20 protein-coding genes are annotated in these 25,450 nt (G+C 63.5%); 11 read left to right on the plus strand and 9 right to left on the minus strand.

Annotated features, from left to right (window positions below; translation table 11 throughout):
- Window positions 1-71: 71 nt before the first annotated feature.
- Window positions 72-2,558, minus strand: coding sequence for a mechanosensitive ion channel family protein (locus MESCI2_RS0100155; protein WP_027034761.1), 2,487 nt, complete (start codon window positions 2,556-2,558; stop codon window positions 72-74).
- A gap of 241 nt (window positions 2,559-2,799) precedes the next feature.
- On the opposite strand from MESCI2_RS0100155, the gene MESCI2_RS0100160 reads away from it, so the two are divergent.
- From MESCI2_RS0100160 to MESCI2_RS0100180, 5 genes are all read left to right on the plus strand, one after another.
- A complete protein-coding gene (locus MESCI2_RS0100160) occupies window positions 2,800-4,059 on the plus strand; it encodes a sarcosine oxidase subunit beta (protein WP_027034762.1) in 1,260 nt (419 codons plus the stop codon).
- 17 nt (window positions 4,060-4,076) lie between these two features.
- Window positions 4,077-4,403, plus strand: coding sequence for a sarcosine oxidase subunit delta (locus MESCI2_RS0100165; RefSeq protein ID WP_027034763.1), 327 nt, complete (start codon window positions 4,077-4,079; stop codon window positions 4,401-4,403).
- Window positions 4,400-7,393 (plus strand): sarcosine oxidase subunit alpha, encoded by a 2,994-nt coding sequence (locus MESCI2_RS0100170; protein ID WP_027034764.1) that lies wholly within the window; start codon window positions 4,400-4,402, stop codon window positions 7,391-7,393. Before MESCI2_RS0100165 ends, MESCI2_RS0100170 begins: the two co-directional genes overlap by 4 nt.
- Window positions 7,386-7,988 (plus strand): sarcosine oxidase subunit gamma, encoded by a 603-nt coding sequence (locus MESCI2_RS0100175; protein ID WP_027034765.1) that lies wholly within the window; start codon window positions 7,386-7,388, stop codon window positions 7,986-7,988. The genes MESCI2_RS0100170 and MESCI2_RS0100175 overlap by 8 nt, the downstream gene beginning before the upstream one ends.
- 174 nt (window positions 7,989-8,162) lie before the next feature.
- Window positions 8,163-9,605, plus strand: coding sequence for an MFS transporter (locus MESCI2_RS0100180; RefSeq protein WP_027034766.1), 1,443 nt, complete (start codon window positions 8,163-8,165; stop codon window positions 9,603-9,605).
- An 11-nt stretch (window positions 9,606-9,616) separates the two neighbouring features.
- Here MESCI2_RS0100180 and MESCI2_RS0100185 read toward each other — a convergent pair whose 3' ends face one another.
- On the minus strand, window positions 9,617-10,321 hold the full coding sequence (locus MESCI2_RS0100185; RefSeq protein ID WP_027034767.1) for a nitroreductase: 705 nt from the start codon (window positions 10,319-10,321) through the stop codon (window positions 9,617-9,619).
- A gap of 203 nt (window positions 10,322-10,524) precedes the next feature.
- On the opposite strand from MESCI2_RS0100185, the gene MESCI2_RS0100190 reads away from it, so the two are divergent.
- The 5 genes from MESCI2_RS0100190 to MESCI2_RS0100210 are packed head-to-tail and all read left to right on the plus strand — an operon-like array spanning window position 10,525 to window position 18,085.
- Window positions 10,525-11,088: a helix-turn-helix domain-containing protein gene (locus MESCI2_RS0100190; RefSeq protein WP_027034768.1), complete on the plus strand. Its 564-nt coding sequence runs from the start codon at window positions 10,525-10,527 to the stop codon at window positions 11,086-11,088.
- A 20-nt stretch (window positions 11,089-11,108) separates the two neighbouring features.
- A complete protein-coding gene (locus MESCI2_RS0100195) occupies window positions 11,109-13,562 on the plus strand; it encodes a GcvT family protein (RefSeq protein ID WP_027034769.1) in 2,454 nt (817 codons plus the stop codon).
- Complete coding sequence (locus MESCI2_RS0100200) at window positions 13,559-14,464, plus strand: homocysteine S-methyltransferase family protein (protein WP_027034770.1); 906 nt, start codon at window positions 13,559-13,561, stop codon at window positions 14,462-14,464. The genes MESCI2_RS0100195 and MESCI2_RS0100200 overlap by 4 nt, the downstream gene beginning before the upstream one ends.
- Window positions 14,457-15,638, plus strand: a complete 1,182-nt coding sequence (locus MESCI2_RS0100205) for a pyridoxal phosphate-dependent aminotransferase (RefSeq protein WP_027034771.1) — start codon at window positions 14,457-14,459, stop codon at window positions 15,636-15,638. The genes MESCI2_RS0100200 and MESCI2_RS0100205 overlap by 8 nt, the downstream gene beginning before the upstream one ends.
- The gene (locus MESCI2_RS0100210) at window positions 15,635-18,085 is read left to right on the plus strand and encodes a GcvT family protein (RefSeq protein ID WP_027034772.1); all 2,451 of its coding nucleotides are present in this window, start codon (window positions 15,635-15,637) and stop codon (window positions 18,083-18,085) included. The genes MESCI2_RS0100205 and MESCI2_RS0100210 overlap by 4 nt, the downstream gene beginning before the upstream one ends.
- Before the next feature lie 147 nt (window positions 18,086-18,232).
- Here the strand turns inward: MESCI2_RS0100210 and MESCI2_RS0100215 are convergent, their stop codons facing one another.
- From MESCI2_RS0100215 to MESCI2_RS0100245, 7 genes are read right to left on the minus strand one after another with little or no spacing between them, the layout of a single operon-like run.
- Window positions 18,233-18,820, minus strand: coding sequence for an NAD(P)H-dependent oxidoreductase (locus MESCI2_RS0100215; RefSeq protein ID WP_027034773.1), 588 nt, complete (start codon window positions 18,818-18,820; stop codon window positions 18,233-18,235).
- The gene (locus MESCI2_RS0100220) at window positions 18,820-19,401 is read right to left on the minus strand and encodes an NAD(P)H-dependent oxidoreductase (protein WP_027034774.1); all 582 of its coding nucleotides are present in this window, start codon (window positions 19,399-19,401) and stop codon (window positions 18,820-18,822) included. Before MESCI2_RS0100220 ends, MESCI2_RS0100215 begins: the two co-directional genes overlap by 1 nt.
- Entirely contained in the window at window positions 19,401-20,804 is a 1,404-nt protein-coding gene (locus tag MESCI2_RS0100225; protein WP_027034775.1) for an FAD-binding oxidoreductase, read from the minus strand. The genes MESCI2_RS0100220 and MESCI2_RS0100225 overlap by 1 nt, the downstream gene beginning before the upstream one ends.
- The gene (locus MESCI2_RS0100230) at window positions 20,804-22,105 is read right to left on the minus strand and encodes a cytosine deaminase (protein WP_027034776.1); all 1,302 of its coding nucleotides are present in this window, start codon (window positions 22,103-22,105) and stop codon (window positions 20,804-20,806) included. Before MESCI2_RS0100230 ends, MESCI2_RS0100225 begins: the two co-directional genes overlap by 1 nt.
- A 4-nt stretch (window positions 22,106-22,109) precedes the next feature.
- Complete coding sequence (locus MESCI2_RS0100235; RefSeq protein WP_027034777.1) at window positions 22,110-22,961, minus strand: ABC transporter permease; 852 nt, start codon at window positions 22,959-22,961, stop codon at window positions 22,110-22,112.
- Window positions 22,948-23,772 (minus strand): ABC transporter ATP-binding protein, encoded by an 825-nt coding sequence (locus MESCI2_RS0100240; protein ID WP_027034778.1) that lies wholly within the window; start codon window positions 23,770-23,772, stop codon window positions 22,948-22,950. The genes MESCI2_RS0100235 and MESCI2_RS0100240 overlap by 14 nt, the downstream gene beginning before the upstream one ends.
- A gap of 12 nt (window positions 23,773-23,784) precedes the next feature.
- On the minus strand, window positions 23,785-24,789 hold the full coding sequence (locus MESCI2_RS0100245) for an ABC transporter substrate-binding protein (RefSeq protein WP_027034779.1): 1,005 nt from the start codon (window positions 24,787-24,789) through the stop codon (window positions 23,785-23,787).
- A gap of 265 nt (window positions 24,790-25,054) precedes the next feature.
- Between MESCI2_RS0100245 and MESCI2_RS0100250 the strand changes: the two genes are divergently transcribed.
- Window positions 25,055-25,438, plus strand: a complete 384-nt coding sequence (locus MESCI2_RS0100250) for a RidA family protein (protein ID WP_027034780.1) — start codon at window positions 25,055-25,057, stop codon at window positions 25,436-25,438.
- Window positions 25,439-25,450: the final 12 nt, after the last annotated feature.

A 25,450-nucleotide genomic window follows, 5' to 3' on the forward strand; every position in this document is an offset into this window, starting at 1 on the left:
TGAACCGCAACTGAATGCCGCATTCATGCCGCAATCGGTTCCGGCAGGATCAAGGTCGACGGAGTTTCAGCTTAGTCCGGATCTGGCTTCTTGGTTTTGCGGGACTTGACCAGTCGCTTCTTCTCCGCCTCGGCTTCGGCCTTTATCTGCTCCTGTTCGGCGAAGTCGGCCTCGATCTTGTCGTCGTCTGTCGGCCACGCCTTGGGCTTGTGGGTCTCGACCACGGCGCGCGGCGTCGAGGGGATCTCGATGTGTTCGCTGCTGAATTTTTCGAGGACGGCAAAACGGATGTCGTTCTGCGCGATGTTGCCGTTCATCACATCGGCCAGGAACACGCGGATCTCGAATTCCAAGGCGGCAGGGCCGAAATTGGAAAACAGCACGAAGGGTTCGGGGTTCTTCAGCACCATCGGGTGGCTGCGGGCGATCTCCAGCAGGACGGCATGAACCTGCTTGACGTCGCTGCCATAGGCGACGCCGACCTTGATGTCGATGCGGCCGAGCTTGTTGCGGTGCGTCCAGTTGCCGACGGCGTTGTTGATCAGGTTCGAATTGGGCAGGATCACCGACTGCCGCTGGAAAGTCTCGATCTCGGTGGCGCGCACGCTGATCTTCTTGACCGTTCCGCTGACATCGCCGGCGACGATCCAGTCGCCGACCTTGAACGGCCGCTCGGCCAGAAGGATCAGGCCGGAGACGAAATTGGACACCACATTCTGCAGGCCAAAACCGATACCGAGGGAAAGAGCGCCGGCGACCAGGGCCAGGCTGGACAGGTCTATGCCCGCCGCCGAGATGCCGACCAGTGCCGCGAGCGCGACGCCGGCATAGCCAACCGCCAGCCTGATCGAGTTGCGCACGCCCGTATCGACCTTGCCACGCGCCATCACCGAACCGTCGAGCCAGCCCTGGAACCAGCGCGTCAGGAAATAACCTATGACGAAGACGACGATGCCGGAGAGGATGCCGGTGACCGAGATCGTCACCGACCCGATGTTGATCCCGGTTGCGAGTTTGTAGGCCCAAGCCTGGATATCGCCGGGCTGGAAACCCCACATCAGCAGGATCAGCGGCAGGAACACCAGCACGATCATCACATTGATGGCGACGCTGACGACAAGGCCGAGTTGGTCGAGGGCCGTATCCTCGTAGCTGGATTTGGCCGACAGCCAGCGCCCGACGGTCGTGTTGGCGAAAGCACCCTCCTCGCCGATCGCCTGTGCCGACAGGAAACCGATGTAGGCAGTGATCAGCGCGGTGCCGGTGACGACGACCTGCAGCGAAACGAACAGAGCAAGGCCGATATAGCCGAGCAGCGCCGCGACGATGGTGAAAAGACCAAGTGCAAGCGCCGTATAGCGCAGCCATGCCGGCCACGGCCGCCAACTTCCATCACGCGCCTTGAATGGCCTCAGCATCGCCATCAGGATCAGGATGACGCCGACGATGATGGTTGCGCCGAAACTGCGGGCAATGGTCAATGACAGCGGCGAGCCCATTTTGTCGTTGATCACCGACAGGAAGGTGTTGACGCTGATGACCACGGCCATGGCGGTGGTAAGGCGCACCAGCCAGCGCGCCGGCCCCGTTTCGACCGGGATCAGCCGCCAGTTCGGCAGCCGCGGCTCCAGCGCCGCATTGGTCAGCCGGTTGACGCAGAACACCACGCCGATGGCGGTCGCCAATGCATTGAGGAACAGGCCAATATCACCACGCAACACATTGTAATAATTGAAGAAGAAAATCGTCGATCCCAGAAAAGCGGCAACCGCCAGCGTCGGCAGCAAGGTCGACCAGAAAGCCACCGACAAGCGGCTGAGATAGGACGGGTCTTCATTGGAGGGATCGGCTTCGAACACCCTCCCGAACAGCCGCCTGCCGCCGACCAGCAGCACCAGCGCCAGCCCAAGCGCCACGAAGGTCGCTGCGAGGATGGCCTGGAACTTGAACTTGAAAGCGAAGCTCAGCCAGGAAGACACCGCCTTGTACAGATTGGTGTATTCGTCCTGGGCGTCGGAGAAAACCTGCGGGCTCAGCGCATCCGACAGCACGTAGCGTTTGGTCAAAAGATTGCGGAACAACTCGCTGCGCATATTGCCGATCTTGTCGATCAGCCCGCTGATGCGGATCGACAGGGCCTGGGCCTGCGCAATGACCGCGTTGATCTCCGCCTTTTCCGCCACCAGCCCCTCACGCTCGCCAGCGACGATGTCTGGCTCCGGCGGCTGGCCGGCCGCGGGTGCCGCGCCAAGCTGCTCAAGACGGCTGTTGATCTCGCCAAGACGCGTGCGGAAGGCCAGCGCGCTGTTCAGCGATTGCCGCGACAACTCCTCGAGCTGCAGGCGGATATCGACAAGGCTGCTATCCTCCTCGGCGTCCTGCTGTATCTGCTTCTCGAAATTGTCCGTCTTGGTCGTCAGTGCCTGGATGATCTTCTGCTGGTCGGCGACCAGTCCGGCAGGCGCCTGGCCAAGCCCCTGTGCCATCGCATCGAACGACAGCGGCGCCGAGACGACAAGCGTGAGGATCAAAATGAGACGAAGCAATCGGAAAAGCATGATTTGTTGGCGACTCATCGGCGGCAAAGGCAATTTGAAAAGCCTGTCCTTGATAAAGACGGCCCTATCATGGGGCAAGCCGTCGTATCGCGAGCCCATCCGATCATTGACCCTATTGATCCCTGCCCCCAACTGATCCCTGACCAATGCGTCGGCCAGTCGAAAGGCGATGGCGCAATACTGGCTTTGCGGATGCGGCCTGCTCTATAGTCTGCCGCATCGCCCGAACCGGATGACATCAATGGCAGAGTACTCGGCCTTTTCGCTGCTCGCGAACGCGCTCAAGGGAAACAAGGATTGGAAGCCGGCATGGCGCAAGCCTGACCCGAAGGCGTCCTATGACGTCGTCATCATCGGTGGCGGCGGTCATGGGCTGGCGACCGCCTACTATCTTGCCAAGGAACACGGCATCACCAATGTCGCCGTTGTGGAAAAGGGCTGGCTCGGCTCCGGCAATGTCGGCCGCAACACGACGGCGGTGCGCTCGAATTATCTGCTGCCGGCCAACACCCGCTTCTACGAACACTCGATGAAGCTGTGGGAAAACCTTTCGCACGAGCTCAACTACAACGTCATGTTCTCGCAGCGCGGCTGCCTGAACCTGGCGCACACGCCGGCCCAGTTCGACGACTATGCAAGGCGCGGCAACGCCATGCGCCATCTCGGCGTCGATGCCGAACTGATGACGAAGGCTGAGATCAAACGTCTGATTCCGGCGCTCGATATCTCCGACAGCGCGCGCTTCCCGGTCGTCGGCGGCCTGATGCAGCGCCGCGCCGGCACCGCCCGCCACGATGCGGTGGCCTGGGGCTATGCGCGTGGCGCCGACCGTCGCGGCGTCGACATCATCGAGAATTGCGAGGTCACCGGCTTCCTGCGCGACGGCGACCGCATATCAGGCGTGTCCACCTCGCGCGGCGACATCCGCGCCAGGAAGGTGGCCGTGGCGGTCGCCGGCAGCACCGGACGCGTCATGCAGCTGGCCGGTATCGAGACGATGCCGATCGAGAGCCATGTGCTGCAGGCCTTCGTCACGGAATCGCTGAAACCCTTCATCGACACGGTCGTCACCTTCGGCATGGGCCATTTCTACATGTCGCAGTCGGACAAGGGCGGCCTCATCTATGGCGGCGACATCGACGGCTACAACAGCTACGCCCAGCGCGGCAATTTGCCGGTCGTCGACGAGGTGATGAGCGAGATGCTGGCGCTGTTCCCCGGCCTTGCCCGCGTGCGCATGCTGCGCTCCTGGGGCGGCGTCTGCGACATGTCGATGGACGGCTCGCCGATCATCACCGCCGGCCCCCTGCCCGGCATGTATCTCAACTGCGGCTGGTGTTATGGCGGCTTCAAGGCGACGCCGGCTTCCGGATGGTGCTTTGCCTGGACCATCGCCAAGGACCAGCCGCACGATCTCAACGCCCCCTTCACCCTCGACCGCTTCCACCGCGGCCTGGTGATCGACGACAAGGGCCAGGGTGCAAACCCGCGGCTGCATTAGGCATTAGGTAGAGTTCAATGTTGATCACTTGCCCCTATTGCGGTCCGCGCGACGTCATCGAGTTCACCTATCAGGGTGACGGCAACCGCGAGCGCCCCGATCCTGCCTCTCAGAATTTCGAGGCGTGGAATGCCTATGTCTATGACAGGCTGAACCCGGCCGGAGATCACAACGAGATCTGGCAGCATTCCGGCGGTTGCCGCGCGCATCTCAAGGTCGTGCGCAACACGCTGACGCATGAGATTTCCAGCGTCGCCTTCATGCGCAGCGATCATGGGCGCGGTGATCATGGACGCGGCGATCATGGCTCGGCCGCACGCCGCAAGGCGGAGGACAAGGCATGAGCCCGCGCCGCGCCGACACTGGCGGCCGCATCGACCGGCTGAAAACCATCCGCTTCACCTTCGATGGCACCGCCTATACCGGCCATGCCGGCGACACCCTGGCGTCAGCCCTGCTGGCGAAGGGCGTCACGCTTTACGGCCGTTCGTTCAAATACCACCGCCCGCGCGGCCTGCTGACAGCCGGCGTCGAGGAGCCCAACGCCCTGGTGACGGTGCTGAAGGGCGAGGTCCGCGAGCCCAACATTCCGGCGACCATGGTCGAAATCCATGACGGGCTGGTTGCCATCAGCCAGAACCGCTTTCCCTCGCTGGCCTGGGACATCAACGCCGTCAACCAGCTGGGCGGCAAGATCCTGTCGGCCGGCTTCTACTACAAGACCTTCATGGGACCGGTGTTCGGTCCGCTCAAAGGCACGCGCTTCTGGATGTTCTGCGAACATTTCATCCGCCGCGCAGCCGGTCTTGGCAGTGCCGGATCGGCAAAGGACCCGGCCCGCTACGGGCGCATGAACGCCTTCTGCGACGTGCTGGTGGTCGGCTCGGGGCCGGCCGGCCTGATGGCCGCCAAGGCCGCCGCCGATCAGGGTGCCCGCGTCATGCTGGCAGATCTCGAGCCGCTTTTCGGCGGTTCGGCCAACTGGTCCGAGGAAACGATCGATGGCGCGCCTGCCGCCGATTGGGCGCGCCGCACCGTCGCCCAACTCGCAGGCCGCGACAATGTCCGGCTTCTGCCGCGCACCACGGTGTGGGGTTATTACGACAACAACACGCTTGCCGCGCTCGAACGGGTCAGCGACCACAAGGATCAGCCAGTCAAGGGCGAGCCGCGCCATCGCTATTGGGCGATCCGCGCCAAATCCGTCGTCCTGGCCACTGGTGCGTTCGAGCGGCCGCTCGTGTTCCCCGGCAATGACCGGCCAGGTGTGATGCTGGCGCATGCCGCCGAGCGCTATGCCAACGAATTCGGCGTGCTGCCGGGCGAGCGGATCGCGCTGTTCACCAACAATGACAGCGCTTACCGCGCCGCCGTCGCCTTGAAGAAGGCCGGTGCCGCGGTCGTCGCCATCGCCGATGTCAGGCCGGAACTTTCGCCGGAGATGCGCAAGCTGGCCTCGGAAGCCGAGGCCGAGATCTTCGCCGGCCATGCCGTCGTCGCCACCGAAGGCGGAAAGGCGCTGTCCGGCCTCAAACTGCAACGCTTCGACATGACCAATGGCGCACTCATCGGTGATGCCCGCAGTATCCACGCCGATTGCCTGCTGATGTCGGGCGGCTGGTCGCCGACCATCCATCTGGCCAGCCAAGCCGGCGCCAAGGCGGAATGGAATGCCGCGCGGCAGGCCTTCCTGCCGCCGAAACCAGCACAGAGCTGGATCGGCGCCGGCGCCTTCACCGGAAGCTTCTCGACGGCAGAAGCCATCGCCGAAGGCCGCACCGCCGGCATTGCCGCGGCCGGTGGACAGAGCACGCCTTCTGTATTGCCGGTGGTAGAAGCCGTGCCCGGCGATCCCGATCCCGCGCCGGTGTTCGAGATCAGGGCCAAGGGCAAGAGCTTCGTCGATTTCCAGCACGACGTCACGGCTGAGGACGTGCGGCTGGCGCACCGCGAGGGCTTCGTCTCGGTCGAGCATCTCAAGCGCTATACCACGCTCGGCATGGCGACCGACCAGGGCAAAAGCTCCAACGTGCCTGGCCTTGCCATCATGGCCGAAGCTCTGGGCAAGCCGATCCCCGAGGTCGGCACGACACGCTTCCGGCCACCCTTTGCGCCGGTGTCGATCGGCTCGCTGGCGGCGGAACGTTTTGGCGATCTCAAGCCCGAACGATTGACCCCGATGCATGATTGGCATCTGGCCAACGGCGCGACCATGTATTCAGCCGGCCTCTGGTATCGCCCGATGATCTACGGCCATGCAGGCGAAACGGTCGAGCAGGCCTATGTGCGCGAAGCCAAGGCGACACGCGAAAGCGCAGGGATCGTCGATGTCTCGACATTGGGCAAGATTGCCGTGCAGGGCCCCGACGCCGCCGCATTCCTCGACCGTGTCTACACCAACATGTTTTCGACGCTCGCCGTCGGCAAGGCACGCTACGGGCTGATGCTGCGCGAGGACGGCCTGGCCTTCGACGACGGCACCACCTGGCGGCTTGGCGAGCAGGATTTCCTGATGACCACCACCACGGCCAATGCCGGCAAGGTGATGCAGCATCTGGAATATTTCCTCGACGTGATCTGGCCGGAGCTGAAAGTCCACGTCACTTCGGTGACCGACGAATGGGCGGGGGCCGCGATCGGCGGGCCGAAGGCCAGGCAGATCCTCGCCGCCTGTGTCACCGGCACATCGGTCGACAACGCCGCCTTGCCCTTCATGGGCATCGTACGTGGCGAAATATCAGGCGTGCCGGTGATGATTTGCCGGCTGTCCTTCTCCGGTGAAATGGCCTTCGAGGTCTATTCCGGCGCCGGCCACGGCACCCATGTCTGGGAAGCGCTTGTTGAAGCAGGCAAGCCGTTCGGGCTGGTCACCTACGGGCTTGAAGCGCTGGGCACGATGCGCATCGAAAAGGGCCATGTCACCGGCGCCGAGATCGATGGCCGCACCACGGCGCGCGACCTGCATCTCGACTGGATGCTATCGAAGAAGAAGCCGTTCATCGGCTCGGCGATGATGGACCGCGAAGGCCTGATCGCGTCTGATCGCCTGGAACTGGTCGGCCTGATCGCCCTCGACAACCGACCGTTCAATGGCGGCGCGCACATCGTCGAGGAGGTTGACGAGGCCAATCCGCACGGCTCGATCGGTCACATCACCGCCTGCTGCTATTCACCGGCGCTCGGCAGGCATATCGCGCTGGCGCTGGTCAAGGGCGGCAAGGCACGGCAGGGCACGCGCGCTCATGTCTCCGATCCCCTGCGCAACCGGTTCGGACCGGTCGAGATCGTCTCCAACCACTTCTTCGATCCGGACGGGAGCCGCATGCATGGTTGAGCGCCAGTCACCCGAACCCTTGTCGCCGCTTGAGCCTGAATTCCATGTCGGCTCGCACGGCAATTTCGAGCACGGCGTCGAGATCATCCTGACCGAGACCAGGCCGGGCTCGATCGTGCAGCTCGCCGCGTGGCCCGGCGAGGAGAAGAAGCTGATAGCAGCCATTCGCACCGTCACCGGGCTTGCCCTGCCCGATGGCGCCGGCGGCGGCTTGAGCGACGGCGTGAAATCGGTGTTCGGCTTCGCGCCGGGAAAGTTCACCGTTGCCGATGAAGCCGAAGGCCTGGCTGCGGCCTTTGCCAAAGTGGTGACCCCCGCCATTGGCACCGTGACCGACCTCTCGCACGGCCGCACCGCCATCCGCATTGCCGGGCCGAAGGCCGAATGGGTGCTGGCGAAATTCTTCGCCATCGATTTCGCGCTGCCGGCCTTTCCCACCGGCGCCGGCCGTTCGACCACCCATCACGATGTCTTCGCCCAGATCCAGCGCACCGGCGCCGACCAGTTCGACATCTATGTCTTCCGTTCGTTCGCACGCTCGTTCTGGAAGGCGCTCTGTCACGCCAGCGAGGAAGTCGGCTACGAGGTGCAGTAGGCGGGTCGGCCGGATGGCCGCGTTGCCCACATCTGGCATCAACGCCAGCCGCTTCTGCCGCTAGAGAATCAGGCTGCCGGCGCCCATGGTGCGAAAACGTGGCCGCCCAACCGGCCCAGGGATATGAAATCCCTTCTTCAAGAGTCGGCACATTCGTTTGGTTCGAACATCTCCATGACCGCAGAACTATCCGCCGGCGCCACGGATCGCGCCGATGTGCCGGCCAGAGCCCTGCTCCTGCTGCCGCTGACGGTTGCCTGCGGCGTGTTCATGACCAGCCTCGACCAGAATGTCGTGGTGACCGCGCTGCCGGGCATCAGCGAAAGCCTCGGCCGTCCGCCCAGCCAGCTCGGCCTCTTGATTACCGTCTATGTCGCCAGCCTGATCATCTCGATGCCGCTTGGCGGCTGGGCCGCCGACCGCTTCGGACTGCGCAATGTCTACTGTTTTGCCTTGCTGGTGTTCGCCGCCTCGTCGGCGCTCTGCGGGCTGTCCGACAACATCTGGACGCTGGTCGGTGCGCGTGCGCTGCAAGGCTTTGGCGGCGCCTTGATGGGCACGCTCGGCCAAGTCGTCATCCTGTCGACCTTTCCGCGCAGCCGCACGCTGAAGATCAACATGTACATATCGCTGGCCGGCCAGTCCGGACCGCTGGTCGGCCCGCTCGTCGGGGGCGCGCTGACCACCTACATTTCCTGGCGCTGGATCTTCTTCATCAACGTGCCGTTCGCGCTGGCGGCGGCAATTCTTGCCGCCTCTTTGTTTCCGACGATGACCAAACCAGTGCGCACGCCGTTCGATTTTCCAGGCTTCCTGCTGGTCGGCAGCGGCATGGTGCTGCTCGTCTTCGGCATGGATTCGCTTGCCGCCAAGGATGCCGCGGGCGGCATCATCGCCGCCGAACTGGCGCTGGCGCTCGTCATCCTGACCATCGCCTCGTTCTACTGCCTGCGCGTGCGCAATCCGCTGCTCGATCTCAAGCTATTGCGCATCCGCACCTTCCGCATTTCGTTCCTCACCGGTGGCGGGCTGGACACGATCGGCCTCAGCTCGGTCGTCTTCCTGCTGCCGCTGATGTTCCAGCTCGGCTTCGGCATGAGCGCGGTGCAGGCGGGGTCGCTGACCTTCGTCGCCGCGGTCGGCTCCGTGGCCATGCGCTTCTTCATGCCGCGCGTCCTCAACCGCTTCGGCTTCCGCCGCGTGCTGGTCTACAACACGCCCATCGTTGCCGCCATGGTTGCCGGCTTCGCCTTGATGCAGGCGACGACGCCGGTGTGGATCGTGCTCACTTACATCTTCGTCTTCGGCGTCTTCCGCTCCGCGCAATGGGCCTCGACCGGCAACCTCGCCTATTCCGACATCGCGCCCGAGCAGCTCGCCCGTTTCAGCGCGCTCTATTACATATTATGGCAGCTGGCGGTGGCGATCAGCGTCGGCCTGGCTGCGGCGGCATTGTCATTTCTGGCGGGCAGCGGCCCTGCCGTCGCAGACGATTTCCGCATCCTGTTCGTGATCGAGGGCATCATCACGCTCTGCGCGTTGCTTGCCTATCTCAAGCTGACGCCGCAAGACGGCGCCCATGTCAGCGGCCACGGCGCACAGATGAACACGGAATGAGGCTGGCAGGCCTACTCGCTGAACGTCACCCACTCTTCCAGCGGCACGCGGTCGGTGCGGAAGGCGTTTTCAGGTTTTGACGTATCTTCATAACCAACCGCCATGCCGCAGACGACGATCTCTTCGTCCGGAATGTCGAGCACCGGCCTGATCTGCCGGTGATAGGGCGCGAAGGCCGCCTGCGGACAGGTGTGCAGACCCCTGCCTCTAGCTGCGACCATGATGTTCTGCAGGAACATGCCGTAGTCGATCCACGAGCCCTGGTTGAGGCGGCGGTCGATGGTGAAGATCATGCCGACCGGAGCGTCGAAGAAGACGAAGTTGCGGTCGTGCTGGGCGCGCATCTTGTCGACCTCGCGGCGACCAATGCCGAGCGCGCCATAGAGGCCGAAACCGTTGGCGCGGCGGCGGGTCAGATACGGCTCGAAGAACTGGGTGGGATAATACCGGTACTCGTCCCAATCGGCTTTTTCGGCGCGAATGCCGGAATTGAGAATGGCGTCTGATATCCGCTGCTTGCTCTCGCCCTTGGTGACATAGACCTTCCATGGCTGCATGTTGGTGCCGGATGGGGCGCGCGCCGCAACCGCCAGAATGGCGCGGATGGTGTCGTCGTCGACCATGTCGGGCAGGAATGCGCGCACCGAACGGCGCGACAGGATCGCCTCGTCGACAATCTCGGCCTCGCCCGCAATTCGGGGGTTATTTTCCAGCATGGGCCGTCCTTACCCTTTGTCTCGATCGGACGTCCCCACTCGCCGCTCTCGGCGGAGCCTTTGCATGAACCGTCAAAATCGCGCAAGCAAATCTTATGTGTCCGTGAAAATCTACTTGATTTTTTCATGAGCTTGATCTCTCATGAAATTTGACTGTATTTTTTCACAAAGTGAGCGCTTTGCCTTCGACTACCGCAAGAACATTGCAGGGACCTGACGAACGCGTGCTGGCCGGCGATATCAGGGCCCTGCGCAAGGCGCGCGGGCTGACACTCGCCGAGATTGGCCTGAAGCTTGGCCGTTCGGTCGGCTGGGTCAGCCAGGTCGAGCGCGGCCTGTCGACGCCCTCGCTCGGTGACCTCAGAGCCTTCGCCGAACTGTTCGGCGTGCCGATCAGCCTGTTCTTCAGCCATGACGTGCCTGTCGAAAGCGAGCGCGGCGTGGTCGTGCGCGCCGGCAGGCGCCGCACGCTTGGCACAAGCGAATCCGGCCTGGTGGAGGAGCTTCTGTCGCCCGATCTCGGCGGTAGCTTCGAGATGGTGCGTTCGGTCTTCGCGCCGGGCGCGGAACTGAAGGCCGAGGCGCAGCGGCCGACCGAGGAAGCTGGATACGTCGCCTCCGGGCTGTTCGACATCGAGATCGGAGGTGTCTGGCATCGGCTTGGCGAGGGCGACTCCTTTCGCTTCGAAGGCAAGTCCTACCGCTGGCGCAATCCGGGTGCCGAGCCGGCAATTGTCATCTGGGTGGTTTCACCACCCGTCTATTGAGTTCAAGTTTGGAGAAGAACATGGCGGGTTTGCCGAGCACGGCGCGCGTGGTGATAATCGGAGGCGGCGCCGTCGGCACCTCCGCGCTCTATCATCTTGCCAAGGCGGGCTGGACCGACTGCGTGCTGCTCGAAAAGAATGAGCTGACCTCCGGCTCGACCTGGCATGCCGCCGGCAACGTGCCGACCTTCTCCTCGTCCTGGTCGCTGATGAACATGCAGCGCTATTCGACCGAGCTTTATCGCGGGCTGGCCGACGCGGTCGACTATCCCATGAACTATCATGTCACCGGCTCGCTGCGCCTTGCCCACTCGGTCGAGCGCATGCAGGAATTTCAGCGCGCCAAGGGCATGGGCCTCTACCAGGGCATGGACATAGACATTGTCGGTGTCGACGAGATCCAGCGTCGCTATCCCTTCATCGAGACGCATGATTTGAAAGGCGCACTCTACGACCCAAGCGACGGCGACATCGATCCGGCGCAGCTCACCCAGGCGCTGGCCAAGGGTGCGCGCGACATGGGCGCGAAGATCATCCGCTTCTGCCCGGTCACAGGCGTGCGCCGCGAGAACGACGAGTGGGTGGTCGAGACGGCACAGGGCGAAATCCGCTGCGAGATCGTCGTCAATGCCGCCGGCTACCGTGCCGCCGAAGTCGGCCGGATGTTCGGCCGCGACGTGCCGATGATGGTGATGAGCCATCAGTACATATTGTTCGAGGAGATTCCCGAACTGGCGGCATGGTCGAAGGAACAGGGCAAGAAACTGCCGCTGCTGCGCGACGTCGACACCTCCTACTATCTGCGCCAGGAGAAGAACGGCATGAATCTCGGCCCCTATGAGCGCAATTGCCGCGCGCATTGGGCCACCCACAACGATCCGATGCCGGAGGATTTTTCCTTCCAGCTGTTCCCCGACGACCTCGACCGGCTGGAACATTATCTGGCCGACGCCGTCGCCCGCGTGCCGATCCTTGGCACCGCCGGCCTGTCCAAGGTTATCAACGGGCCGATCCCTTACACGCCGGACGGCAATCCGCTGATCGGCCCGATGCCCGGCGTTCCCAATGCCTTCGAGGCCTGCGTCTTCACCTTCGGCATTGCCCAGGGTGGCGGCGCCGGCAAGGTGCTGGCCGAATGGGTGACCGAGGGCCGGACCGAATGGGACATGTGGTCGTGCGACCCGCGACGCTTCACTTCCTATGCCTCGGCGCCGGATTATTGCGTCGCCAAGGGCATGGAGATCTACGGCAACGAATATGCCATCCAGTTCCCGCGCCATGCCTGGCCGGAAGGCCGCGACCGCAAGCTGTCGCCGATCCACGATCGCATCAAAGCGCTCGGCGGCCGCTTCGACGCCTATAATGGCTGGGAGCGTGCCACCTGGTATGCGCAGGACGGCGATGACATCTCCGAGGAAGCGACGCTGACATTCCGCCGCGAGGGACCGTGGCAGCACCGTGTGCGCGAAGAATGCCTGGCCGTGCGCGATGCCGCCGGCATTTTGGACCTGCCGGGCTTCTCGCGCTTCAACCTCGACGGTCCCGGTGCCGCCGAATGGCTGAGCCTGCAGGTCACCGGGCTGGTGCCGAAGCCAGGCCGCATCGGTCTCGTCTATTTCGCCGACGACAAGGGCCGCATCGTCACCGAAATGTCCGTCGTGCGTCACGACGAGAACCTGATGACGCTTATCACCGCGGCGGTCGCGCAGTGGCATGATTTCGAATGGCTGAAATCGCGCATGCCCAAGGACGCACCGTTCAAGCTGATCGACCGGACCGAGGAATTCTCGACCCAGATCCTGGCCGGCCCCAACTCGCGAAAAATCCTCGCCGATGTCTGCGAGGCCGACCTCACTCTGCCATGGCTGACGCATCAGGAGACAAAGATCGCCGGTCGCTGGGCCAAACTCGTGCGCGTCTCCTTCGCCGGCGAACTCGGCTGGGAAATCCACACCAGGGTGGACGACACATCAGCCATCTTCGACGCCGTCTGCGCGGCAGGCCAGCAACATGGGCTGAAGCCGTTCGGCATGTATGCGTTGGATTCACTCAGGCTTGAAAAAGGCTACCGCACCTGGAAGGGCGACCTGTCGACCGACTATTCGATCCTGCAGGGCGGGCTGGAGCGCTTCGTCAAATGGGACAAGCCCGATTTCCGTGGCAAGGCTGCACTCCAGAACGAAAAGCAGCAAGGCGTGAAGAAGCGCTTCGTCACGCTGGTTATAGAGAACCCGGGCGACTGCGACGCCCCTTCGGTGTCGACGCTGTGGCATGACGGCAAGATCGTCGGCGAGACGACCTCAGGCGGCTGGGGTCATCGGGTCGACAAATCGATCGCGCTCGGCATGCTGCGCGCCGATCTGGCCGAGCCAGGTACATCAGTCGAGGTCGAAATTTTCGGTGACCGCTTTCAGGCGATCGTGCAGAAGGATGAACCGCTGTGGGATCCGAAGAACGAAAGACTGCGCGCATGAAGAAAATCATCCTCACCGATGGCGGCATGGGCCAGGAACTGGTCCGCCGCAGCCAATCAGAGCCGACGCCGCTATGGTCGGCCAGGGTGCTGATCGACGAACCGGATCTGGTGCGCGACCTGCACGCGGAATTCATCCGTGCCGGCGCACGAATCATCACCATCAACACCTATTCTGCGACACCCGAACGCCTGGCGCGCGAGGGTGCGGAAGACCTCTTCAAGCCGTTGCAGAAGCGCGGCATCGAATTGGCCAGGCAGGCCCGCGACGAGGCCGGCGATGCAGCCATCGCCGGCTGCCTGTCGCCGCTTTTCGGCAGCTATGCACCTGCGCTGACCATTTCCTTCGAAGAGACGCTCGATATCTACCGCCGCATCGTTGCCGAGCAGGCCGATGGCGTCGACCTGTTCCTGTGTGAAACCATGGCGTCGGCGGACGAAGCCCGCGCGGCGGTCACCGCGGCATCGGAAAGCGGCAAGCCGGTATGGGTGTCGTGGACGCTGGCCGACCACGGCAAGCCGCGGCTGCGCAGCGGCGAAGCAATAGCCACCGCGGCAAGCGCGCTCGACGGCCTGGCAGTCGCCGCGCGGCTGGTCAATTGCTGCCGACCGGAAGCAATCGCGGCGGCTTTGCCTGAACTGATCGACCTCGGCGGCCCGGTCGGCGCCTACGCCAATGGCTTCACCTCAACCGAAGCACTCAAGCACGGCGGCACCGTCGATGTGCTGCATGCTCGTCACGACCTTGGCCCGGATGCCTATGCCGACCAGGCGATCGGCTGGGTGGAGGCTGGGGCAAGCATCGTTGGCGGCTGCTGCGAAGTCGGACCTCCGCACATCGCCGCTCTGCGCGACCGGCTCGAACAGGCCGGCTACGAAATTTCGGGAGTTTTGCATGCCTAGACCATCATCGCGCATTTCCGGCATCGTGCCTTCGGGCAAGGACGGCTGGGAAGTCCATTTCGCCGCCTGGACGCGCAAGGAGGCCGGCGAAGACATCATCATGCTGTCGGTCGGCGATCATGATTTCGATACGCCTTCGCAGACGATCGAAGCCTGTGTGACCGCGGTTCGCGGCAGCAATCATCACTACACCCCGCTTCCCGGCCTGCCGCGCCTGCGCAAGGCGATGGCGGCAGCTTCGAGCGCCTGCACCGGCGTCGAGACGTCGCCGGATCAGGTGATCGCCACGCCGGGCGGCCAGGCCGCACTCTACGCGGCCGTGCAGGGCGTGCTCGACCAGGGCGACCACGCCATCGTCGTGGCGCCCTATTATGCCACCTATCCCAACACGTTCAGCGCCGCAGGCGCTGATTTCACCGTCGTCGAGACACCGGCCGAGGATGGCTTCCAGCCACGTGCCGACATGATCCGCGCGGCAATCCGACCGAACACGCGCGCCATCCTGATCAACACGCCGAACAATCCGACCGGTGCGGTCTATTCGCGCGAGCGGCTGGAGCAGTTGGCAGAAGTCTGCCGGGAGCACGACCTCTGGCTGCTGTCGGACGAAGTCTACTGGACGCTCGGCGGCGGCGAGCACGTCTCGCCGCGCTCGCTGCCAGGGATGGCCGAGCGCACGCTGGTCATCAATTCGATGTCCAAAAGCCACGGCATGACCGGCTGGCGCATGGGCTGGCTGACGGGACCGGAGGAGATGATCACGCTCATGATCAATCTCAATCTGGTGACGACCTATGGCCTGCCGGCCTTCATCTCGATCGCCTGTTCCGAGGCGCTGGAGAACCGTTACGGCGTCAAGGAGATCGCCGAACGTTACGCGGCACGCCGCACCGTCCTGCTCGACGCCGTGCGGGGCATGAACGACGTCACCGTGCGCGGTTCGGAGGGCGGCATGTATGTCATGCTCGATATCTCGGCCGTCGAACCCGACGACGAGAAATTCGCCTGGGCCCTGCTCGACAAGGAAAAGGTCGGCGTCATGCCCGGCTCCAGCTTCGGCGAGGCGGCCGCCGGCCACATTCGCATCAGTCTCTGCCAGCCCGAACCCGTGCTGCAGGAAGCTGCACTTCGTCTGCGCCGCTTTGCTTCCAGCTACCGTCGCGAGGCAGCATGACCGCCAAGGCAGTTCCCGTCAAAGCAAGGGCGGTCATCATCGGCGGCGGCGTTTCCGGCTGTTCGGTCGCCTATCACCTGGCCAAGCTTGGCTGGACCGATATCGTGCTTCTCGAACGCAAACAGCTGACGTCGGGCACGACATGGCACGCCGCCGGCCTGATCGGCCAGTTGCGCGGTTCGCAGAACATGACACGGCTGGCCAAATATTCCGCCGACCTCTACGTCAAGCTGGAAGCCGAGACGGAGGTCGGCACCGGCATGCGCCAGGTCGGTTCGATCACCGTGGCACTGACCGAGGAGCGCAAGCACGAGATCTACAGGCAAGCGTCGCTGGCGCGTGCCTTCGATGTCGATGTCCGCGAGATTTCGCCCAGGGAAGTCAGCGAGATGTACCCGCATCTCAATGTTTCCGATGTCGTCGGCGCCGTGCATCTGCCGCTCGACGGCCAGTGCGACCCCGCCAACATCGCCATGGCGCTCGCCAAGGGCGCGCGCCAGCGCGGCGCCACCATCGTCGAGAACGTAAAGGTCACCAAGGTCCACAGCAAGGCCGGCCGCGTCACCGGCGTGTCCTGGGCACAAGGCGAAGAGCAAGGCACGATCGAAGCCGACGTCGTCGTCAACTGCGCCGGCATGTGGGCACGCGAACTGGGCGCGCAGAACGGCGTCACCATACCGCTGCATGCCTGCGAGCATTTTTACCTCGTCACCGAACCGATCCCCGGCCTCACCCGTCTGCCGGTGCTGCGCGTGCCCGATGAGTGCGCCTACTACAAGGAAGACGCCGGCAAGATGATGCTGGGCGCCTTCGAGCCGGTGGCCAAGCCGTGGGGCATGGACGGCATAAGCGAGGATTTCTGCTTCGACCAACTGCCGGAGGACATGGAGCATTTCGAGCCGATCCTCGAAATGGGCGTCAACCGCATGCCGATGCTGGCGACCGCCGGCATCCACACCTTCTTCAACGGTCCGGAAAGTTTTACGCCCGACGACCGCTACTATCTCGGCGAGGCGCCGGAGCTGGCCGGCTACTGGATGGCGACCGGCTACAATTCGATCGGCATCGTCTCCTCCGGCGGCGCCGGCATGGCGCTGGCGCAGTGGATCAATGACGGCGAAGCCCCCTTCGACCTGTGGGAAGTCGACATCCGCCGCGCACAGCCGTTCCAGAAGAACCGCCGCTACCTCAAGGAGCGCGTCTCCGAAACGCTCGGCCTGCTCTATGCCGACCATTTCCCCTACCGCCAGATGGCGACCTCGAGGAATGTCAGGCGTTCGCCGCTGCACGAGCATCTGAAGGCGCGCGGCGCCGTTTTCGGCGAAGTCGCCGGTTGGGAGCGCGCCAATTGGTTCGCACGCGAGGGCCAGGAGCGCGAATACCGCTATTCCTGGAAGCGCCAGAACTGGTTCGACAACCAGCGCGAGGAGCATCTGGCGGTCAGGAACGGCGTCGGTCTGTTCGACATGACCTCGTTCGGCAAGATCCGTGTCGAGGGCCGCGACGCCTGTGCTTTCCTGCAAAGACTGTGCGCCAACGACATGGACGTGGCGCCGGGCAAGATCGTCTACACCCAGATGCTCAACAATCGCGGCGGCATCGAGAGCGACCTGACCGTCTCGCGCCTGTCGGAAACCGCCTACTTCCTCGTCGTCCCCGGCGCCACGCTGCAGCGCGATCTGGCTTGGCTGCGCCGGCATCTGACCGACGAGTTCGTCGTCATCACCGACGTGACGGCGGCCGAAAGCGTGCTCTGCCTGATGGGCCCGGACGCCAGAAAGCTGATCCAGAAGGTCAGCCCCAACGATTTCTCCAATGAGAAAAATCCGTTCGGCACGTTCCAGGAGATCGAGATCGGCATGGGCCTGGCCCGCGCCCACCGCGTCACCTATGTCGGCGAACTCGGCTGGGAACTCTATGTCTCGACCGATCAGGCGGCCCATGTCTTCGAGGCAATCGACAAAGCCGGCGCTGATGTCGGCCTGAAGCTTTGCGGCCTCCATACGCTGGATTCCTGCCGCATCGAAAAAGCCTTCCGCCATTTCGGCCACGACATCACCGACGAGGACAATGTGCTGGAAGCCGGCCTCGGCTTCGCGGTGAAGACCGCCAAGGGCGACTTCATCGGCCGCGATGCCGTGCTGCGCAAGAAGGAAGCTGGATTGAACCGCCGACTGGTCCAGTTCCGGCTGAAGGATCCAGAGCCCCTGCTCTTCCACAACGAAGCGATCCTGCGCGACGGCAAGATCGTCGGCCCGATCACTTCAGGCAATTACGGCCATCATCTCGGCGGCGCGGTCGGGCTAGGCTATGTGCCATGCGAGGGCGAGAGCGAGGCCGACGTGCTGGCCTCAACCTACGAAATCGAGATCGCCGGCGAGCGCTTTGCGGCGGAAGCGTCGCTGAAGCCGATGTACGATCCGAAATCGGAGCGGACGAGGATGTAGTGCCTCTTCCTTCGCCCCGTTTACGGGGAGAAGGTGGGCCCGAAGGGCCGGATGAGGGGCGGCGCCAACCTCTGCAATGTTCGTGCTGCCCCTCATCTGCCTGCCGGCATCTTCTCCCCGTTTCACGGAGAGAAGGAGGCTAATTCCCTAAAACCGCTCCAACTTCCCCCGCACCTTCGCCAGAAACGCCGCCCGCGTTGCCGGCGTCGAGGCATCCATCAAATAGTGCGCCAGGAAAAACGTCCGGCAGCGTGTCGCGCACAGCGCCCGCATGCCGCGCAGCAGGGTCTTGCGTCCCGGCTGGCCGACGACGACGCTCCACCAGGTCGGCGCGCCGCAGGTTGTGATGACGCCGACCTTGGTCACATGCGTCATCAGCGACTTGATCCGGCCCTTGCCCGCCGGCAGCTTGAAGGCGACGTCCGTCGCCCACACCCGGTCGAGCCAGCCCTTCAGCATCGCCGGCAGCCCGTACCACCAGGTCGGATAGACGAACAAGATCGCTTCGGCCCAGTTGAGCAGTTCGAAATGCGGCTTCAGTGCCGGGTCCTGCGGCGCCTGGTCATTGTAGGAGCGCCGCTCGTCGCAGCCCATCACCGGGTCGAATTTCTCGGCATAGAGGTCGAGCAGCCGCACCTCCCAGCCTCGCCGCATCAGCACGTCGATGGCGGTGTCGCGAATTGCCGCACAGAAGCTGTCCGGCACCGGATGGCAGTAGACCACCAGCGCGCGCATCAGAAGGCATCCATGCTGGCCGCGACCTTGGCCATGAAGGTCTTGCGGCTGTGGTCGGTCGACAGGTTCATCGCGTAGTGCGCAAGGTAGCTCACCGGCGCGCCCGGCTTTACGGTGGCGCGCAGCATGCGCTTGATCAGTTTGCGTGGCGGATCGCCCATCAGCATGGCGCGGAATCGGCTGCCGCCATAGGTGGTCACCGCCGCAACCTTACGAATGTTGTGCAGCGACGGCTGCGCCTTGCCGTCGACCAATTTGAACGACACGCCGGGCAGGAAGACGCGATCGAAAAAGCCTTTCAGTATCGCTGGAAAGCCATAGTTCCAGACCGGATAGGAAAGCACCAGCGCATCGGCTCGCAGCAGGCGTTCGACATAAGGCGCGACAGCATCGGCGGGGCCGCGCTGGTTGTGATAGTCCAGTCGTTCCTGGCGCGTCAGCCGCGGATCGAAATCCTCGGCATGGAGATCGCAATCATCGACCGCATGGCCCGCTGCCCTCAACCGCTCGACGATCATCCGGTGCAGGCCGGCATTGAAGCTGGTCTCGACCGGATGGGCGTAGAGGACGAGGATGTTCATCATCCCACCTTCTGCAACCCCTTGAACAAAAAAGTCCGGCCCGAACGATAATCATAGTCCGGATTTTCCCAGGCAATCATCTTGCCGGGGTTGAGCAGGCCCTGCGGATCGGTCTCGCGCTTGAAAGCGAGCTGCACCGCGTCGGTCTGCTTCATGCCGCCCTCTTCCAGCGTGTAGCGATGCGGGTTGAAGATCGGGCAGCCATTCTCCTCATGCAGGCGCACGATCTCGTCGAGCCGCGCTTCGGTGGTGAACTTGACCAGCGGCAGGCCGAAGCAGGTGATGTTGCCGTCCAGCCGCACGAATTCCAGATGCGAAAAAACCTCGCCCGGAAACATCGCGTCCATCCTCTCGACCAGCGCCAGTTGGTTGGGAAAGGGATAGAGCGACTGCAGATAGGTAATCGAAGGATCAACGCGCAGCGCCCTCAGCGTCGTATGGTTCCAGGCCAATTCATAGGCCGGCGGCAGGCCCTTTTTCTCGTCCGGCGTCGCGGTTACCGCATTGTAGATCACCTCGCCGCCGGCACGGCGGGTGAAGGCCAGGAAAGCATCGAGCCCATGTTGCGCCACCATGACGACGCAGATGCTCTGCCCCTCCGTCAGGAATTTCTGGTGCCGCTTGAAATAGAGCTGCGGCACGGGTGCGGCTATCGGCGTGATCAGCTTGGTCAAAATACCGTCCTGGCAGGCCAGCGCATTGCCATACCGGGCGACATCCATGAAAGCGTCGAAGCCGACGATGACGTCGATCCATTCATAGGCCGCGGTCAGCGGCATCTCGACCTCCGATATGATGCCGTTGGTGCCATAGGCGTGGGTGACCTTGTGCAGATCCTCGCCGGTGAGTTCGAGCGCTTTCGGTTCGGCCTCCATGGTCACCACACGCAGGCGCAGCACATTGCCGAAATCGCGCAACCCGCCGAAATTGATCGAGCCGACGCCGCCCGAACCGCCGGCGATGAAGCCGCCGATCGAAGCGGTGTTGTAGGTGGAAGGCGACAGCCGGAGTTCCTGCCCGGAATGCGCCCGCGTTGCCTTGTCGATATCGGCCAGGATGGCCCCCGGCCCGGTCACCACGCGACCTGGCGCGATCGACTTGATCTCGTTCATCTCGGCAAGGTTGAGCACGACGCCGCCGGAGAGCGGCATCGCCTGGCCGTAATTGCCGGTGCCGCTGCCGCGCGGCGTCACCGGCACGCCACGGCGGTGACAGGCGGCAAGCACGCTGATCAGTTCGGCCTCGTTCTTCGGCGTCACGATCAGGTCGCCGGTGACATGGTCCAACTGCTGCTTCAGCACCGGGCTGTACCAGTAGAAGTCGCGGCTCTTCTGCTGGACGATGGCCGGATTGTCGTCGACCTTCAGGCCTTCGAGATCGCGTTTGAGCGCCGAAAAATCCATCATTCCACCATCAATTCGTCGAGTTCGGCGTAGTCCGGCAATTGCCGGTCGATCGCCTTGCCGCCGCGCACGACGATGCGATCCGATTCGGGCCGCGACAGCAATTCCGTCCAGCTTCGGCCTTTGAACAGGATGAAATCGGCATCGCCGCCGGCAGCCAGCGTGCCGAAGCCGTCGAGCCGCATCACCTTGGCGGGCGTCGCGGTGACCGTTTGCGGCCAGTCGGCAACCGGATGATCGAAATGCAGGATGCGCGTCGCCATGCGGTAGACCTCCAGCATGTCGAGATCGCCATAGGCGTAGAAGGGATCACGCGTGTTGTCGGAAGCGACCGCCACCGGAATGCCCCTCGCCCTCATCTCGTGCAGCAGCGTCACGCCGCGCCAGCGCGGCGTGGTTTGGTCAGCGCGCCGGTCCTGCAGATAGAGATTGCACATCGGCAGCGAGACGACGGCGAGCCCGGCCTTCGCCACCTTGTCCAGCGTGTCGAGCACATCGAGGTCCGGCTGGCGCGCCAGCGAGCAGCAATGACCGACGAGGATGTTGCCTTCGAAACCGTTCCAGAGAGCGGCCTCGGCGATCTTCTTCAGCGAAATGGCGGAGATATCATCGGTCTCGTCGGCATGGAAATCGAGATCGAGGCCATGCTTGATGGCTTGCGCGAAGACATGGTCGAGCAGTTCTTCGAGGTCCGGCACCATATAGGTGACGACACCGAGCACGCCCTTTGCCGCGGCAACCCTTTTGGCCAGCCTGTCGAACCACTTTTTGTCACGCACGCCTTCGATGCCGAGCAAACAGGCGCCCTGCAACTCGATACGGCCGCGCCATGCCTCGCGCATCGCCTCGAACACCGGCCAGGAGATTTCCTCCTGCGGCGCGACGCTGTCGATGTGGGTGCGCAGCGCCCTTGTGCCATGGGCGTAGGCGCAGCGCAGCGAGAAATCCATCCGCCGCGCCAAATCCTCGGCGCTCCAGCGTGCCACACGATCGGCACCGGCGGCATTCAGCGCGCCCATGAACGTGCCGTCGGGATTGGGTTTTCGCGGCCAGATATGGCCCTTGTCGATATGCGTGTGGCAGTCGACGAAGCATGGCAGCAAGACGCGGGCGCCAAAGTTGACGGCGTCCGCCGGGACTGCTGCACGCGCATGCGCGGTGATGGCTGAAATCTTGCCGTCAGCGACAGTGACGTCGGCAAGCGCGAAGCCATCGCTGTCGGGGACAGCAGCGAGCCCCGGTGTCAGGGACGCGTGAAGCCTGACGTTGGTAAGCCGGTATGAACCTGTGTTGGGAATCAAGGGCCTAGCGCTCCTGCTTCAGCGCGCTTTCGTGCCAGCGCCGCAAAATGAGATGCGAAATCAGCGACAGCACGAGGAAGATCAGGATGCCGGTCAGCGAGATCAGGAACAGCGCCGCGAACAGCCGCGGCGCGTTGAGCCGGTAGCCGGCCTCGATGATGCGCGAGGCAAGGCCGGACGACTGGCCGGTGGTACCGGCGACGAACTCGGCCACCACCGCGCCGATCAGCGACAGGCCGCCGGCGATCTTCAACCCGCCGAGGAAATAGGGCATCGCCGCCGGCAGCCTGAGATAGCGCAATTGCTGCCAGCGCGTTGCGCCATTGAGCTTGAACATGTCGCGCAGATTGCGGTCGACGGAGTTGAGGCCAAGCGTGGTGTTGGACAGGATCGGAAAGAAGGCGACGATCCAGGCGCACAGCAGAAGCTTGGTCGTCTGGTCGTTCACATAGATGTTGATCAGCGGAAAGATCGCCACGATCGGCGTCACCTGCAGCACGATGGCGAACGGGAAGAACGACATCTCGACCCATTTCGACTGCGCGAACAGCACCGCCAGCCCGACCCCGCCGATGACGGCCAGAGCCAGGCTGAGGAAGGTGATGCGCAAGGTCACCAGCAGCGAGGAGAACAGCAGGCCGGCATCGTTGTAGAGCGTCCACAGCACCACACCCGGGCGCGGCAGGATGTATTGCGGGATCTCGTTCCACACACAGATACGATCCCAAACCCAGATCGCCAGGATCATGATCGCCAGCGGCAGCACCCAGCGGCCGATCCGTTCGAATCGCTCCTGGCGCACGCGGCGCGCTTCCTCGGGGTCGAGTTCGAGCACGCGCTCGTCAATGGCCGTCATGATGCGCGCCTGCTGTTGAATTGATGGCCTTGACCAGCACGTCGGAAGCCTGACGGCACAGCGCCGCATAGTCGGGCGAGGTGCGAAACGCCTCGTCGCGCGGATAGGAGGCCTCGATGGCGAGTTCGTCGAACACCCGGCCCGGCCGCGCCGCCATGACGACGACGCGGTTGGACAGGAACACGCTTTCAAAGACGCTGTGGGTGACGAAGACGACGGTGAAGCGCTCGTCCTGCCACAGTTCCAGGAGATCGTTGTTGAGCTTGAAGCGGGTGATCTCGTCGAGTGCGGCGAACGGTTCGTCCATCAACAGCACGCGCGGTTTGGTCACCATGGCGCGTGCGATCGAGACGCGCATCTTCATGCCGCCGGACAGTTCGCGCGGCACCGCGTCTTCGAAACCGGTCAGATGCACCCGCGCCAGCATTTCCGTGATCGCCGGTGTCGCCTTGGCACGCGAAATGCCTTTCAGCCGAAGCGGCAACCAGACATTGTCGAAAACGTTGGCCCAGGGCAGCAGCGTCGGCTCCTGGAAGACGAAGCCGATGTTCGAGCGGTCAGCTGAGCCGCCGCCGCGCCAGTCGAGCACGCCGGAGGTCGGCGTCGACAGGCCGGCGATCAGCCTCAGCGCCGTCGACTTGCCGCACCCCGACGGCCCGAGCAGGCTGAGGAAATCGCCTTCCCGGATCGTCAGGTCGACGTCGCTCAGCGCCGTCACGCCGTTGGAGAAGACCTTGCCGACACCCCTCAGCGCCAGCAATGTCGATGCAACGTCCGAGGCCGGCGCTTGCGCCACCTTTTCCCTTATCATGCCGGGACCGGCCTATTTCTTCAGCTCGAGCCCGACGCCCTTGTTGATGAAGGTCAGCGTGTAGGCCTTCTTGATGTCGATGCCGTCGGGTGTGACCTTGGCCTTGACCATCTTGTCGTAGAAACTCTTGATCCGCTCGTCGGTCATGGCGCCGATGCCGAGCTTTTCCGTGTCACCGGAATCGGCCAGGCCGAACTTCTTCATCTGCTCGATCGAGAACGCGATCTGCTCGTCGCTCATGTCGGGATTGTCTTTCTTGATCATGTCGTTGGCGGCCTTGTTGTCGCCGTAGAGATATTTGTACCAGCCCTTGGCCGAGCCATCGACGAAGCACTGGACCACCTCCGGCTTCTTGTCGATCGTATCCTGCATCACCTCGATCGTCGTCGAATAGGTGTCCCAGCCATAGTCGGCGAGCAGGAATTGGTTCGGCACGAAGCCGCCTTCCTTCTTGACCGCGAACGGCTCTGAGGTGACGTAGCCCTGCTGGATCGACTTCTTGTTGGCGATGAAGGGAGCGGTGTTGTAGGTGTAGGGCGCGCGCTTGGAAGCGTCGAAGCCGAGTTCGATGACCATCCACTGGAAGAAGGTCTGCACGCCCTCGTCGCCCAATATGTACTGGTCGGCGTTCTTCAGGTCCTCCCATTTGTCGAGCCCTTCGCCGGGGTGGGACATGATGACCTGCGGGTCCTTCTGGAAGTCCGCCGCCACCACGCGCATCGGAATGCCTTGCTGGACGGCATCGAAGGCCGACAGCAGATTGCCGCCCATGTAGAAATCGATCTTGCCGGCCAGCAGCAGCGGTCGGCCGCTGACCTGCGGACCGCCCTGCATGATGGTGACGTCGAGGCCGCAGGCGGCGTAGGTGCCGTCCGCCACGGACTGGTAATATCCACCATGCTCCGGCTGGGCCAACCAGTTGGTGCCGAAGGTGACTTTCTCATTCGCAGCCGCACCCAGCGTGCTGGCTGCAAGCAGGGCCACCGCCGCCACCGAAATCTTCTGTCTTCCGTACATCGACACCACCCTTTGTTTGCTCCGGCGCGCCACGCGCCAGGCTCGACACCAAAGATTCAAGAAGCAAGACACATGCCACCGGCGTCTGGCGCCGGGACCGCCCGCTTGAAAGACGTTGCCATGCCAAGCGCGGACGGGTCATGCTGTACGAAAGGCATCGTGCCTATTTTTTGAACGGCTGTCCACAATCGCCCGGGCAACATGCACCGCCATCTTGAAGGTGCAATGGGTCAAGCCTTAGGCTACGGCCAAACCGGAGATTGCCATGTTCAGATTCCTCACCCCGAAGTCGATCAAGCCGCCCTTTGCCCGCTACAGCCACGGCGTCGAGGTGCCGCCCGGCAAACGGCTGGTGCTGTGCTCGGGCCAGGTCGCCATCACCGCTGACGACCAGATTCCCGAAGACGCCGGTGCGCAGGCCGAGCTCTGCTTTCAAAACATCGCGGCGATCCTCGGCGAAGCCGGCCTGGGTCTCAGGGATATCGTGCGCATCAACGCCTATGTCACCGATCGCGCGCATCTGCGGCCCTACATGGACGTTCGCGACCGGCTGTTTTCCAGCCCGGCGCCGGCCTCGACGCTGATGATCGTCTCGGGATTTGCCCGGCCCGAATTCAAGGTCGAGGTCGAAGCCATCGCGGCTGGGTGATCGACAGGTCGC

Origin of the sequence: Mesorhizobium ciceri WSM4083, assembly GCF_000519305.1 — a bacterium.
GTDB classification, from domain to species: domain Bacteria; phylum Pseudomonadota; class Alphaproteobacteria; order Rhizobiales; family Rhizobiaceae; genus Mesorhizobium; species Mesorhizobium ciceri_B.

Excerpts from the sequence above, each read along its gene's own strand:
- MESCI2_RS0100155 (WP_027034761.1), bottom strand. The coding sequence starts at position 2,558 with ATGCTTTTCCGATTGCTTCGTCTCATTTTGATCCTCACGCTTGTCGTC.
- MESCI2_RS0100160 (WP_027034762.1), top strand. The coding sequence starts at position 2,800 with ATGGCAGAGTACTCGGCCTTTTCGCTGCTCGCGAACGCGCTCAAGGGA.
- MESCI2_RS0100165 (WP_027034763.1), top strand. The coding sequence starts at position 4,077 with ATGTTGATCACTTGCCCCTATTGCGGTCCGCGCGACGTCATCGAGTTC.
- MESCI2_RS0100170 (WP_027034764.1), top strand. The coding sequence starts at position 4,400 with ATGAGCCCGCGCCGCGCCGACACTGGCGGCCGCATCGACCGGCTGAAA.
- MESCI2_RS0100175 (WP_027034765.1), top strand. The coding sequence starts at position 7,386 with ATGGTTGAGCGCCAGTCACCCGAACCCTTGTCGCCGCTTGAGCCTGAA.
- MESCI2_RS0100180 (WP_027034766.1), top strand. The coding sequence starts at position 8,163 with ATGACCGCAGAACTATCCGCCGGCGCCACGGATCGCGCCGATGTGCCG.
- MESCI2_RS0100185 (WP_027034767.1), bottom strand. The coding sequence starts at position 10,321 with ATGCTGGAAAATAACCCCCGAATTGCGGGCGAGGCCGAGATTGTCGAC.
- MESCI2_RS0100195 (WP_027034769.1), top strand. The coding sequence starts at position 11,109 with ATGGCGGGTTTGCCGAGCACGGCGCGCGTGGTGATAATCGGAGGCGGC.
- MESCI2_RS0100200 (WP_027034770.1), top strand. The coding sequence starts at position 13,559 with ATGAAGAAAATCATCCTCACCGATGGCGGCATGGGCCAGGAACTGGTC.
- MESCI2_RS0100205 (WP_027034771.1), top strand. The coding sequence starts at position 14,457 with ATGCCTAGACCATCATCGCGCATTTCCGGCATCGTGCCTTCGGGCAAG.
- MESCI2_RS0100210 (WP_027034772.1), top strand. The coding sequence starts at position 15,635 with ATGACCGCCAAGGCAGTTCCCGTCAAAGCAAGGGCGGTCATCATCGGC.
- MESCI2_RS0100215 (WP_027034773.1), bottom strand. The coding sequence starts at position 18,820 with ATGCGCGCGCTGGTGGTCTACTGCCATCCGGTGCCGGACAGCTTCTGT.
- MESCI2_RS0100220 (WP_027034774.1), bottom strand. The coding sequence starts at position 19,401 with ATGAACATCCTCGTCCTCTACGCCCATCCGGTCGAGACCAGCTTCAAT.
- MESCI2_RS0100225 (WP_027034775.1), bottom strand. The coding sequence starts at position 20,804 with ATGGATTTTTCGGCGCTCAAACGCGATCTCGAAGGCCTGAAGGTCGAC.
- MESCI2_RS0100235 (WP_027034777.1), bottom strand. The coding sequence starts at position 22,961 with ATGACGGCCATTGACGAGCGCGTGCTCGAACTCGACCCCGAGGAAGCG.
- MESCI2_RS0100240 (WP_027034778.1), bottom strand. The coding sequence starts at position 23,772 with ATGATAAGGGAAAAGGTGGCGCAAGCGCCGGCCTCGGACGTTGCATCG.
- MESCI2_RS0100245 (WP_027034779.1), bottom strand. The coding sequence starts at position 24,789 with ATGTACGGAAGACAGAAGATTTCGGTGGCGGCGGTGGCCCTGCTTGCA.
- MESCI2_RS0100250 (WP_027034780.1), top strand. The coding sequence starts at position 25,055 with ATGTTCAGATTCCTCACCCCGAAGTCGATCAAGCCGCCCTTTGCCCGC.